The sequence below is a fragment of the Streptomyces sp. WAC 04229 genome, assembly GCF_003947455.1.
Classification (GTDB): Bacteria; Actinomycetota; Actinomycetes; order Streptomycetales; family Streptomycetaceae; genus Streptomyces.
In genome coordinates this window covers 1-11,694 of record NZ_QHJH01000218.1, presented here as the reverse complement: position 1 = coordinate 11,694, position 11,694 = coordinate 1, and the positions used below count along the sequence as shown (strand labels likewise).

General features: G+C 70.9%; 13 protein-coding genes and 1 tRNA gene. 10 read left to right on the top strand and 4 right to left on the bottom strand.

Features of this window, described 5'->3' with window-relative positions; translation table 11 throughout:
- A partial coding sequence (locus DMH12_RS33530) for a serine/threonine-protein kinase (RefSeq protein WP_148107570.1) occupies positions 1 to 1,225 on the bottom strand: 1,225 nt, incomplete at its 3' end.
- A 75-nt stretch (positions 1,226 to 1,300) separates the two neighbouring features.
- On the bottom strand, positions 1,301 to 1,849 hold the full coding sequence (locus DMH12_RS33525; protein ID WP_114528355.1) for a DNA-binding protein: 549 nt from the start codon (positions 1,847 to 1,849) through the stop codon (positions 1,301 to 1,303).
- Between the two features lie 179 nt (positions 1,850 to 2,028).
- Here DMH12_RS33525 and DMH12_RS33520 point away from each other — a divergent pair.
- The 4 genes from DMH12_RS33520 (at position 2,029) to DMH12_RS33500 (ending at position 5,439) form a co-directional block, all read left to right on the top strand.
- Positions 2,029 to 2,101: transfer RNA gene (locus tag DMH12_RS33520), tRNA-Ala, on the top strand.
- A 396-nt stretch (positions 2,102 to 2,497) separates the two neighbouring features.
- Positions 2,498 to 3,139 carry a M15 family metallopeptidase gene (locus DMH12_RS33510; protein WP_125495129.1) on the top strand — a complete coding sequence of 214 codons (642 nt, stop codon included), beginning with the start codon at positions 2,498 to 2,500 and terminating at the stop codon, positions 3,137 to 3,139.
- Positions 3,136 to 4,266 (top strand): endonuclease/exonuclease/phosphatase family protein, encoded by a 1,131-nt coding sequence (locus tag DMH12_RS33505; protein ID WP_399189745.1) that lies wholly within the window; start codon positions 3,136 to 3,138, stop codon positions 4,264 to 4,266. Before DMH12_RS33510 ends, DMH12_RS33505 begins: the two co-directional genes overlap by 4 nt.
- 396 nt (positions 4,267 to 4,662) lie before the next feature.
- A complete protein-coding gene (locus tag DMH12_RS33500; RefSeq protein ID WP_122616579.1) occupies positions 4,663 to 5,439 on the top strand; it encodes an isoprenyl transferase in 777 nt (258 codons plus the stop codon).
- Positions 5,440 to 5,521: 82 nt separating this feature from the next.
- Here the strand turns inward: DMH12_RS33500 and DMH12_RS33495 are convergent, their stop codons facing one another.
- Positions 5,522 to 6,223, bottom strand: a complete 702-nt coding sequence (locus DMH12_RS33495) for a DUF5324 family protein (RefSeq protein WP_125495128.1) — start codon at positions 6,221 to 6,223, stop codon at positions 5,522 to 5,524.
- A gap of 320 nt (positions 6,224 to 6,543) precedes the next feature.
- Here DMH12_RS33495 and DMH12_RS33490 point away from each other — a divergent pair, with 320 nt between their 5' ends.
- Both DMH12_RS33490 and DMH12_RS33485 read left to right on the top strand, forming a co-directional pair.
- On the top strand, positions 6,544 to 7,077 hold the full coding sequence (locus DMH12_RS33490; RefSeq protein ID WP_125495127.1) for a peptidylprolyl isomerase: 534 nt from the start codon (positions 6,544 to 6,546) through the stop codon (positions 7,075 to 7,077).
- 104 nt (positions 7,078 to 7,181) lie between these two features.
- On the top strand, positions 7,182 to 8,069 hold the full coding sequence (locus DMH12_RS33485; RefSeq protein ID WP_125495126.1) for a rhomboid family intramembrane serine protease: 888 nt from the start codon (positions 7,182 to 7,184) through the stop codon (positions 8,067 to 8,069).
- A 242-nt stretch (positions 8,070 to 8,311) separates the two neighbouring features.
- Here DMH12_RS33485 and crgA read toward each other — a convergent pair whose 3' ends face one another.
- On the bottom strand, positions 8,312 to 8,566 hold the full coding sequence (crgA, locus tag DMH12_RS33480) for a cell division protein CrgA (protein WP_122616583.1): 255 nt from the start codon (positions 8,564 to 8,566) through the stop codon (positions 8,312 to 8,314).
- Between the two features lie 100 nt (positions 8,567 to 8,666).
- Here crgA and DMH12_RS33475 point away from each other — a divergent pair, with 100 nt between their 5' ends.
- The 4 genes from DMH12_RS33475 (at position 8,667) to DMH12_RS33460 (ending at position 11,364) form a co-directional block, all read left to right on the top strand.
- Complete coding sequence (locus DMH12_RS33475) at positions 8,667 to 9,446, top strand: DUF881 domain-containing protein (RefSeq protein ID WP_185832708.1); 780 nt, start codon at positions 8,667 to 8,669, stop codon at positions 9,444 to 9,446.
- 81 nt (positions 9,447 to 9,527) lie between these two features.
- Positions 9,528 to 9,689 carry a hypothetical protein gene (locus DMH12_RS33470; RefSeq protein ID WP_163015848.1) on the top strand — a complete coding sequence of 54 codons (162 nt, stop codon included), beginning with the start codon at positions 9,528 to 9,530 and terminating at the stop codon, positions 9,687 to 9,689.
- Positions 9,686 to 10,324: an aminodeoxychorismate/anthranilate synthase component II gene (locus tag DMH12_RS33465; protein WP_125495125.1), complete on the top strand. Its 639-nt coding sequence runs from the start codon at positions 9,686 to 9,688 to the stop codon at positions 10,322 to 10,324. Before DMH12_RS33470 ends, DMH12_RS33465 begins: the two co-directional genes overlap by 4 nt.
- Positions 10,321 to 11,364, top strand: coding sequence for a class E sortase (locus tag DMH12_RS33460; RefSeq protein WP_125495124.1), 1,044 nt, complete (start codon positions 10,321 to 10,323; stop codon positions 11,362 to 11,364). Before DMH12_RS33465 ends, DMH12_RS33460 begins: the two co-directional genes overlap by 4 nt.
- Positions 11,365 to 11,694: the final 330 nt, after the last annotated feature.

Here is an 11,694-nt window from a genome sequence, read left to right as displayed (position 1 = left end):
GCGGCGGGTACTCGGGCGGGTGCGGGGCGGGCGTCGGTGCTCCCTCCCTCGCGGCGGAGGTGAGGGTCGGCTGCGGGGGCGGAAGGTGGAAGCTGCCGGTCTCCGACATGGCGGACGACGGCTCGGGGGGCGCCGACGGTGCGGAGGACGACGGCTCCGGGGGCGCCGACGGTGTGGAGGAGGCCGGCGGCGACGTGGGACGCGAAGGCGTCGGCGACGCCGGGGACGACGGCCTGACCGACGCGGACGGGCGGCGCGGGTCGGTCGGTGGGTCGGTTCGTGGGGCTCCCGGCGGGTCCGTCGACGGGTCTCCCGGCCGGGCGTCGTCCAGTCCGGACGCCCGCTTCAGCGGACCGTCGGCGGCGAACCCGGCGGGCAGCGGGCCGACTTGGTCGAAGATCTCGATCAGCTCGTCGTCGGGCCCCGGCTCCGGCAGCAGCTCCGCCGCCGCGGCCAGCGCCTTGCGCGCCCCCGTCGCCGTACGGAACCGGGCCGGCGGATCAGGCTGCACCAGCGTCGCGACGACCTGCCACAGCGGCTCGGGTATCCCCTGCGGCGCGGCCGGTGTCCCGTGCTCGGCGAAGTGCTGTACCAGCGCCTTGGCGTCCGGCTTGGCCCCCTCCAGCAGGTACAGGGCGACCAGGCCGACCGCGAACAGGTCCGCGGCGAAGTCCGGCTCCGCGCCCATCATCTGCTCCGGCGCGAGGTAACCGGGCGTCCCCACCACGAGGTTGGTCTCGGTCAGCCGCGGCTCGCCCAGCCGCATCGCGATGCCGAAGTCGGACAGCCTCAGCCGAGGCCGGCCCGTGCCGGTGGCCTCGAGGAGCAGGTTGGCGGGCTTGATGTCCCGGTGGACCACGTCCTCGGCATGCACCGCCGCGAGGCCCGCGAGGAGCTGGTCGATCAGCGTGCACACGTAGGCGGGCGGCAGCGGGCCGTAGTCCCCGATCAGGTGGACCAGGGAGCCGCCGGTGACCAGGTCCATGGTGAACAGGACCTGGTCGTCGTCGGCGGCCCAGCTCGCGGGCGCGAGTACATGGGGATGATCGATGCGCAGCGCCTGCTCGCGGACGAACCGCAGCAGCGAGTGCGCGTCCCGCTGCTGGAGCACCTTTGCGGCCACATACCGTCGGCGGCGATGGTCCCAGGCACGCCAGACGGCACCGACCCCGCCGCGGCCGATCGGGTCGACCAGCTCGTACCGTCCGGCGAAGACCTCACCCATGGCTGTGTGTCGCTCCTCCCCTCGCGCCACTCCCGGGTCCGGCCGCGACCCCCCTGTGGCGGCCGGACCCCGGGATCAGTTCTGGTGGGACTGGTAGTGCGCGACCGCGTCCGAGGTGCGGCCCGCTCCGTACACCCGCAGGAACTCCGCCAGCTCCGGGTGCGAGGAGGACAGGGCGTCCGCCGCGTCGATGATGTCCCCGGCGGCCGCCACCGAGCGCAGCAGCGACTGGATCTCGCGGACCACCCGCTTGACCGTGGGCGCACCCGAACTGCTCGTCGTCTGCGTGGTGTTGTTGAGCACCGAACCCCCCTGCGACTTCTTGATCTCGTCCATGCGCTCCGTCGCCTCGGCCGCGCTCACACTGCCGTCCGCGACCTGCCCCGCCAGGTCCTGCAGCAGCTGCACCCGCTGCACCACCGCGGGATTGCCGATCTTCGCCCGCTGACCGCTCATCAGCTGCGAGAGCATCGGCGCGGACAGTCCCAGTACCCCCGCGAGACGAGCCTGGTTGAGACCAAGATCGTCGATGAGCCTACGGAAGAGCGCCCCCAACGGCTCCCCGTACCAGTTCCGCTGCAGTTCCCGCGCTCTCGCGGTGGCTTCCTGCTGTGCGGCGTCCATTGCGTCTCCCCATCGCTTCCCCAAGAACCGCAGTTCGCTCCAGCGAACCACGCCGAGCATCTTACGGAGCGTGGTCGTTCCCCGGGAGCCCCAATCATTTGTGAGATCCGGGGCGCGACCCGGTACTCTTGTCCGCGGTGACCGTCGGCCCGCCCGAAGCGACCGACGCCGCCTCCCGAGGGGCCTTAGCTCAGTTGGTAGAGCGCTGTCTTTGCATGGCAGATGTCAGGGGTTCGACTCCCCTAGGCTCCACTGGTGGAAGCCTCTCCGAACTGCGGAAACGTGATTCGGAGGGGCTTTTCGCGTGCCGCGGGCGCTTGGCGTTCACGGTCCTCCGGCGGCTCAGCGCACCGCCGAGGCCTTGTCGCCGAACCGGGCGGCGGCGGTGAGCACAGGGATCGGCATGCCGCCGCCGGAGCCGAGGAAGCGCCGTGCGGCCTCGTCGCCGGAGGGGCCGGGGATGCCGCCGTCCCCCCCGCGATGTCGGCGGCCATCGCCGCCGGCCGCAGTGCGTCGCGGATGCCGCCCTGTACGGCTCGTCCTCGACGACCAGCGCTCGCATGCTCCGGTGCGAGGAGCCGCCGCATGTCGTCGGCATATCGAAATTCGCGTACGCGGCGGCAACACCCCCTTCGCTTGTCTGGGGGCATGACTCGCGACGCATCCGCACACATGAAGCCCCACCGGCGTACCGACATCCGCAAGATCGGCCTGCTGGTGGCCGCCCTGATCATCGCCGCCCTCGGCTGCCACGCGCTGGCGTTCCCGTCACCGCACATGTCCCCGACCGCGTCACCCGGTGGGGCACGGCCCATGGAACCCCCCGGCGTGATCGACGAGGAGGACGGTGTCGTCCCCGACGGTACGACCGTCTTCGACACGGACGTCCCGGCCGTGACCCGTCTCGAGCCCACGCTCCTCGCGGCCCTGCGCCGGGCCGCGGCGGACGCCGAGGCCGACGGCGTCCAGGCGTTCCGCGTCAACAGCGGCCACCGCTCCGAGGACTACCAGAAACAGCTCCTCGACGAGGCGGTCGACGAGTACGGCTCCGAGGAGGAGGCCGTGAAGTGGGTGGCGACTCCGGAGACCTCCGCACACGTGTCGGGAGACGCCGTCGACATCGGGGGCTCCGACGCGACGGCCTGGCTCTCCCGTAACGGCAGCGCGTACGGACTCTGCCAGACCTACGCCAACGAGCCCTGGCACTACGAGCTGCGCCCCGAGGCCGTCGGGCACGGCTGCCCGGCCATGTACGACAACGCCGCGCAGGACCCGCGGACGCAGCGATGACCAGCGCGTTCGACGTGAAGACGAGCGACACGCACGGTGAGCGAGGGCGGGCCATGCGGCAGGTGGACACGGTGGCGACCGGACGGGGCGGACCCGGCCGCCCTGGCGCCGGCTCCGAAAGCGCGCCCGTGCGACGGGTGGTCCGCGCCCTCTCCCGGCCGGGACCCTGGCGACGCGGCCGGGTCCTCGCCGTCCTGGCGGTGCTGCTCGGCCTGCTCCTGTCGCTGCACGCACTGGTCACGGACCGGGCCGGGCTCGGCAGTCTCGTGGAGACCTTCCTGCCGTGGCTCGGCCTGGGCGTACCGGTTCTCCTGGTCGCGGCGCTGCTGCGGCGCTCCGCGACCGCGACCGTCGCGTTGCTGGTTCCGTGCGTGGCGTGGACGAGCCTCTTCGGCAACATGATCGCCGACAAGTCCCGCCCGGGCGACAGCGACCTCACCGTGGTCAGCCACAACGTCGGCGCCGCCAACCCCGACCCCGTCGGCACCGCCCGTGACCTGGCCGCTTCCGGCGCGGACCTGCTGGCCCTCGAAGAGCTGACCGAGCGCGACCGGGCCACGTACGAGAAGGAACTCGCGGACGCATACCCCCACCACACGGTGCAGGGCACGGTCGGACTGTGGAGCAGGCTGCCGCTGTCCGGCACGGCGCCGGTCGACACCAGGATCGACTACGGGCCGCTGGCGGACACCAAGCCGGAGGCCGTCAAGCTCGCCTCCACCCGGGCCCTGCGCACCACGGTGGCCACGGACCAGGGGCCGCTCGCGGTCTACGTCGCCCACCTGGGGTCCGTGCGCGTGCTCCCCCGCACCGGCTTCTGGACGGGCAGCCGCGACCGCAACGCGCAGGCGCTCGCCGAGGCCGTCGCCGCCGAGGAGAACGAGCGGATGGTGCTGCTCGGCGACCTGAACGGCACCGTGGACGACGGCGCCCTCGACGGCATCACCTCGCGGATGGACTCGGCCCAGGAGCAGGCCGGGCACGGTTTCGGGTTCAGCTATCCGGCCGGCTTCCCGGTGGTACGGATCGACCAGATCCTGGTCAGGGGCGTACGGACGGACCGCTCCTGGACACTGCCGGCCACGGGCAGCGACCACCTGCCGGTGGCCGCGGGGGTCAGCTGGTGAACGCCGGCAGCAGGGCGGCCGGCCTGGAACCCGGCACCTGGACCGCCGTCGGGGCGCCCTCTGAGGGCGTTTCGCCCGATATCCGCCCCGGTGGCGCGGAGACGTTCCTCACCGACCGCACCCGCGCACCTCGGCCGCCGGTGGACACGCGATCCCAACGATCATCAACAACCGCACGACAAGGCCCAGTTGACCACGGGAAACGACCGCGCGGCCCACGCGACCGGACCGAAACGGGCCCCCGGACGGCCGCCGCTCGGCACCCGGGCGGTGCTGTCTGCTCTTGATATCGTCACCCCACAGGGCACCACCACCACACCCCGGCGGGCCGGTGCCACGTGGCTCATCGCCGTCGGAGGCGTCCGGTCGCTACCGACGAGGTGGAAGGGGTAGAGCATGCGGGCGAAGGTACGGGCCGCTCTCGACGCGCTGTATATGAAGCGCCTGGTCAAGGAGTTGGAGGGACGCCCACGCCCCCAGCACATCGGCATCATGCTCGACGGCAACCGCCGCTGGGCCAAGATGTCGGGCATAGACGACCCGCGAGAGGGCTACCGGGCCGGCGGAGCGAAGGTGCTGGACTTCCTGCGCTGGTGCGACTCCGCGCAGATCGAGCACGTCACCCTCTTCATGCTCTCCGACGACAACCTGCACCGGCCCGAGGACCAGCTGAACCCGCTGATCGACATCATCGCCGAAGTCGTCGAGCGGCTCGCCGCCCCCGGCAACCCCTGGCGCGTGGAAGCGGTCGGCGCCCTGGACCTCCTGCCCGCCGAGTCCGCCGGCCGCCTCAAGACCGCCACCGCCGCCACCCAGGGCCGCAAGGGCGGCACCAAGGTCGACGTCGCCGTGGGCTACGGAGGCCGTCGCGAGATCGTCGACGCCGTGCGCTCGGCCCTGACCGAGCACAGCTCGCAGGGCGGGGACATCGACGAGTTCATCGAGACCTTCACCATGGAGCACATCTCCAAGCACCTGTACTCCAAGACGCGGTCCGAGTCCGACCTCATCATCCGCACCTCCGGGGAGCAGCGCCTCTCCGGATTCCTGCTCTGGCAGTCCGCCTACGCCGAGGTCCACTTCTGCGAGACCTATTGGCCGGACTTCCGCGAGATCGACTTCCTGCGCGCCCTGCGCTCCTACTCACTGCGCGAACGCCGCTACGGCCGCTGAGCCGCCGTTTCACGTGAAACATCGCCGTGGGGCGGAAGACCCGAAGGTCTTCCGCCCCACGGCGACAGCGGTCCGAGAAGGGTCAGCGGGGCTCGTCGCCCTCCGCCGCCTCATCCTGCGCCTGCTTGGCCTGCACCTCGGGGTCGAGAATTGCCTCACCGGTGCCGTCCACCGACGTCAGCCGCCCTGACTCGGGCACCTCCGTCGCCTCCGGCGGCTCCACCAGCCAGTCCGGGTTTGCCTGCTTGTCCCACCACTTCCAGGCTGCGAAAGCGCCGCCCGCGACCAGACCCGCCACCGCCAGGACCCTGGCGATCCGGCCGGCCGTCGCACGCCGCTGGTGCTTGCGGGTCAGCTTCTCGATCTCCTTCGCCGTGACCTGACCCCGGAGCGCGGCCAGCGCGGCGGCACCCCGCGCGGTCGCCTCGTCCCGCACGGGACCGGCCGCGGCCACCGCCTGCTCGATCTTCGGCCGTGAATAGTCGGCCGCCTGCCGAGCGGCCAGACGGGTGCGGATCGCCGCCTCCTGCGCGGCGGCGTCCACCTTCGGCGGCACATGCGTAAGGGCCTGCTCCAGCCGCGGCGCGACATGCGCCCCGTACTGGTGGCGGGCCTGGTCTGCGGCCTGCGACACCTTGGGCGCCAGCCGTACGCGCGCCTCCTGTGCGTAGTGAGCGGCCCTGTCCTTGGCCGTGTCGGCGTAGGGCGCCACCACTTCCGCGGCGTGCAGCACGCTGTCCTTCGCCGAACCGGTCGCGGCGCGCACGCTGTCGATGCGGGTCACGGGTTCCTCCTCCTCGGTGGCGTACGGTAATTCGACTTTCCACCCTTTTACGGATCATGCCTGTGGACGCAAAGCCAGGCATGTGAGGGCGGCCATCCGGGTCACCGACGATGCCCTCGGGCTCTCTGGGGCAAGTGGTGATGAAGTTGCGAACAAGAGCAGAACAAGCTCAATAACGGGTGAATACCGGGCAACGCGAGCCCGTACCCGACAATGCCACGGATCGGCTCCCCGCGCTCGGACCCGGGGGTATCAGCGCCGAACGCGCCCTCGCCCGTGGGAGTATCGGTGCGCACCACCAGACGACGGAAGGCACCCCCGTGGCCGAGCAGCTCTACGCCACTCTCAAGACCAGCCAAGGCGACATCGAGATCCGGCTGCTCCCGAACCACGCACCCAGGACGGTCAAGAACTTCGTCGAACTCGCCCGAGGCGAGCGGGAGTGGACCCACCCCGCCACCGGCGACAAGACCACGGACAGGCTCTACGACGGCACCGTCTTCCACCGGGTCCTCAGCGGTTTCATGATCCAGGGCGGCGACCCGCTCGGCAACGGCACCGGCGACCCCGGCTACCAGTTCCCCGACGAGTTCCACCCCGACCTCGCCTTCGACAAGCCCTACCTGCTCGCCATGGCCAACGCCGGCCCCGGCACCAACGGCTCGCAGTTCTTCGTCACCGTCTCCCCGACGACCTGGCTGAACCGCAAGCACACCATCTTCGGCGAGGTCACCGACCCGGCCAGTCAGAAGGTCGTGGACACCATCGCCGCGGCGCAGACCAACCCGCGCACACACCGCCCGGTCGACGACATCGTCCTCGAGACCGTCGTCGTGGAAACCCGCCAGGGCTGACCTCCCCCCGCACCGGGCAGGAACCAAACGCTCCGCCCAACCGTAAAAAAGGGCGAGGCGGCGCACGCGCGCACACCGCCCGCAGGGACGACCGAGGGGAAGTCATGGACCACGCGGCAGCAGGCCCGCCGGAAGCCCAGAGCCTGCCCGGCTGCTATCGCCACCCGGACCGCGAGACCGGCATCCGCTGCACCCGCTGCGAACGCCCCATCTGTACGGACTGCATGATCAACGCGTCCGTCGGCTTCCACTGCCCCGACTGCGCCGCCGGCCGCACGGGCGGTGGCCCCGCGCCCGCCGCCTCCCGGCCCCGCACCCTGGCCGGGGGCACGGTCGCCGCCGACCCGCACCTGCTCACCAAGATCCTGATCGGGATCAACGCGGCGGTGTTCATCGCCGTACAGGCGCTCCCGTCGTCCTTCCTCAGCGACATGGTGCTCATCGGACGCTGGCCCCCCGCCCCCTTCGTCCCGACCGAGGGCGTCGCGGAGGGCGAGTGGTACCGCCTGGTGACCACGATGTTCACGCACGAGGAAATCTGGCACATCGGCTTCAACATGATCAGCCTCTGGTTCCTCGGCGGCCCGCTGGAAGCCGCGCTGGGCAGAGCCCGCTACCTCACGCTCTACCTGGTCTCCGGCCTGGCCGGCAGCGCCCTCACCTATCTGCTGGCCTCGCCCACCACGGCGACCCTCGGCGCCTCCGGCGCGGTCTTCGGCCTCTTCGGCGCCACCGCCGCGCTCGTCCGCCGCCTCAACGCGGACATGCGGCCGGTCGTCATCCTGTTGGCGATCAACCTCGTCTTCACGTTCACCTGGGCCAACATCGCCTGGCAGGCACACATCGGCGGTCTCGTCGCCGGCGGTGTGATCGGCTTCGCCATGCTCCACGCACCGCGCGAGCGGCGGACCCTCGTGCAGTACGGCGCCTGTGCGCTGGTCCTGCTGGTCGTCGTGGGGCTGACCCTGTTGAGGAGCGCACAGCTCACCTGAGCATCCGTTTTCCACAGTGGGTGCCGGATCTTGTGCACAGTGTGCGGGAACAGATGTGCCCCCTGTCACTGACCAGTGTTTCCGCAGGTCAGGCAGGGGGCGAACATGTTTTCGGATGCCAGTACTTCCGTCACACCGGCGTCAACGTCCTAGGGGTTATCCACAGATCGTCTTTCTTTTCCCCATGTGGATAACGCCTGTGGATAACTCCGTGGATAGCCCTGGGCAGAGCTATCGGGGCGCTACTTCCACTGCGTGGAGACGCCGAAGCCGGCGGCGATGAAGCCGAAGCCCACGACGATGTTCCAGTTGCCCAGCGAGTCGATCGGCAGTGAACCGTCGGTGACGTAGAAGACGACGATCCAGGCGAGGCCGATGACGAACATGGCCAGCATGACGGGTGCCACCCAGCCGCGGCTGGTCAGCTTGATGCTGGTCGACTGCTTGGCGGGCGGCGGCGTGTAATCGGCCTTCTTGCGGATACGTGACTTCGGCACGAGGGTCTCTCCTGTCGATGCGCTACAAGGGGACTCTGAGCGCTCCCCCGGGCGTCCGTTAGCGTAGTCCTTCCGTGGCGCCGAAGGAGATAAGGGTACGTTGAGCAATTCTGCCGACTCCCCCGGGACGGGATCCAGCCCTGCCCGCCGGCGCCGTTTCCGGCCCGTGCGCGTACTCACGGCAGCCGTCTTCGCTCTCGCGGGACTCATTTTCTTCACCAGCTTCAACACCGCGAAGGGCACCAATATCCGGACGGACGCCTCGCTGCTCAAGCTGTCCGACCTCATCCACGAGCGCAGCCAGGAGAACGGGCAGCAGGAGGAGGCGAACGCCGGCCTGCGGCACGACATCGAGTCGCTCGCCGAGCGCGACGACGGGCGGTCGAAGTCGGAGGACGACGAGCTCGCCGCGCTGGAGGAGGAGGCGGGCACGCAGGAGCTGACGGGTGAGGCGATCTCCGTCACACTCGACGACGCCCCGCCGGACGCCACCGCCAAGCTCCCCGGCTACCCCGAGCCGCAGCCCGACTACCTGGTGATCCACCAGCAGGACCTCCAGGCCGTGGTGAACGCGCTGTGGCAGGGCGGCGCCAAGGGCATCAAGGTCATGGACCAGCGGCTGATCTCCACCAGCGCGGTCCGCTGCGTGGGCAACACCCTGATCCTGCAGGGCCGCGTCTACTCACCGCCGTACAAGATCCAGGCGGTCGGTGATCCGGAGCGGCTCAAGGAGACGCTGGCCGCGTCGCCGGCGATCCAGAACTACATGGTGTACGTCAACGTGTACGGACTCGGCTGGAAGGTCGAGGAGGACGGGAGGGCGACGCTGCCCGGCTACTCGGGCACGGCGGACCTGCACTATGCCCAGCCTGTGGAGTGAGGCCGTTCCGGAGGGCCCCGCGCCGCTAGTCTGGTGCGGTGCGGCGTGAGTCTGGCGCCGCGGTGCGACGGAAGGGACGGCATGTACGGCTGGATCTGGCGGCATCTGCCGGGCAACGCGTGGGTGAGGGCGCTGCTCTCGCTCGTGCTGGTCGTGGCCGTGGTCTACGTCCTCTTCCAGTACGTCTTCCCGTGGGCCGAACCGCTGCTTCCCTTCAACGATGTGACGGTGGACAACCAGTGAGCGCGCGCATCCTCGTCGTCGACAACTACGACAGCTTCGTCTTCAACCTGGTCCAGTACCTGTACCAGCTGGGCGCCGAGTGCGAGGTGCTGCGCAACGACGAGGTGTCGACGGCGCACGCCCAGGACGGCTTCGACGGCGTGCTGCTCTCTCCGGGACCGGGGGCGCCGGAGCAGGCGGGCGTCTGCGTCGACATGGTCCGGCACTGCGCCGCCACGGGTGTCCCGGTCTTCGGCGTCTGTCTCGGCATGCAGTCGATGCAGGTGGCGTACGGCGGTGTGGTGGACCGGGCGCCGGAGCTGCTGCACGGCAAGACCTCGCCGGTCGAGCACACGGGCGCGGGTGTCTTCGCGGGTCTGCCCTCCCCCTTCATCGCCACCCGGTACCACTCGCTGGCGGCGGAGCCGGGCACGGTGCCGGCCGAGCTGGAGGTGACGGCCCGCACCCGCGACGGCATCGTGATGGGCCTGCGCCACCGTGAACTGGCCGTGGAGGGCGTGCAGTTCCATCCGGAGTCGGTGCTGACCGAGCACGGGCACCGGATGCTGGCCAACTGGCTGGTGGAGTGCGGCGACCAGGACGCGGTGGCGAGGTCGGCGGGGCTCGCCCCGGTGGTGGGCAGGGCCACGGCGTGACCGCCCTGCGCCCCGAGCGCGACTCCGGCACGGCCGGTGACCAGGGATCCTCGTACGGACGGCCGTACGGGGATTCCGGTGCGTTCGGGGGCGGATGGCAGGAGGACTTCGCCCCGGCGGGTCCCACCGGCCCCACCGGTCCGGTCGACGACGAGACGGTGGCGCTGCGGATCCCCGAGCCGCCGCCGGAGCGGGCGGCCGGGACCGCGGCCCCGACCGGTGGCCGCGCGGCCCGCAGGAAGGCCGCGAAACGGCGTCACGGGCGTCGTGGAGCGCCGCGCGGGGCGTCGGTGGACTCCGAGTCGGCCGAGGAGGCGAAAGCGCCGCTGTCGCGCGTGGAGGCCCGCCGTCAGGCCCGGGCCCGCAAGCCCGGCGCCGCGGTGATCGCCAGCCGGGCGATCGGTGAGGTCTTCATCACCACCGGCGTGCTGATGCTGCTCTTCGTCACCTACCAGCTGTGGTGGACGAACGTTCGGGCGCACGCGCAGGCGGACAAGGCGGCCAGCAACCTCCAGGACGACTGGGCGAGCGGCAAGCGCAACCCGGGGACCTTCGAGCCGGGTCAGGGCTTCGCGCTGCTGCACATTCCCGATCTGGACGTCGTGGTGCCGATCGCGGAGGGCATCAACAGCAAGAAGGTGCTGGACCGCGGCATGGTCGGGCACTACGGGGAGGACGCGCTGAAGACGGCGATGCCGGACGCGAAGACGGGCAACTTCGGGCTGGCGGGGCACCGCAACACGCACGGCGAGCCGTTCCGGTACATCAACAAGCTCAAGCCGGGCGATCCGATCGTCGTGGAGACGCAGGACAAGTACTTCGTCTACAAGATGGCGTCGATCCTGCCGGTGACGTCGCCGAGCAACGTCAGCGTGCTGGACCCGGTCCCGAAGCAGTCGGGGTTCAAGGAGCCCGGCCGCTACATCACCCTGACGACGTGCACGCCGGAGTTCACCAGCAAGTACCGCATGATCGTGTGGGGCAAGATGGTCGAGGAACGGCCGCGCAGCAAGGGCAAGCCGGATGCGCTCGTCAGTTAAGGGCGGATGACCAGTGGCAGCGACCACCGACACGGAGCACGAATCGGAGCAGCGGGAGGGGGCCGCCGCGCGCGGGCGGGGGCCCCCTCCGGGGGGGGCCGGGGCGGCCCGGGTGGTGCGGGGAGGCCCTCTGGCCCCGCGCGGTGGGGGTTTTTTCCCTGGGGGGGGGGGGGGGCGGGGGGGGGGCGGCGGGCGCGGACCGCCCCGCCGCACCGCGGCGCTCGTCAACGTCCTCGCGGACGACGCCCCGGAGCCCGCCGTGGTGGCCGAAGTGCTGCGCGCCCACGGCGAGATGGACCCCGTCGATCTCACCGCGGACGACGTGGAAGG

Coding starts and splice junctions, on each gene's coding strand:
- DMH12_RS33525 (WP_114528355.1), bottom strand. CDS start 1,849: ATGGACGCCGCACAGCAGGAAGCCACCGCGAGAGCGCGGGAACTGCAG.
- DMH12_RS33510 (WP_125495129.1), top strand. CDS start 2,498: ATGACTCGCGACGCATCCGCACACATGAAGCCCCACCGGCGTACCGAC.
- DMH12_RS33505 (WP_399189745.1), top strand. CDS start 3,136: ATGACCAGCGCGTTCGACGTGAAGACGAGCGACACGCACGGTGAGCGA.
- DMH12_RS33500 (WP_122616579.1), top strand. CDS start 4,663: ATGCGGGCGAAGGTACGGGCCGCTCTCGACGCGCTGTATATGAAGCGC.
- DMH12_RS33485 (WP_125495126.1), top strand. CDS start 7,182: ATGGACCACGCGGCAGCAGGCCCGCCGGAAGCCCAGAGCCTGCCCGGC.
- DMH12_RS33470 (WP_163015848.1), top strand. CDS start 9,528: ATGTACGGCTGGATCTGGCGGCATCTGCCGGGCAACGCGTGGGTGAGG.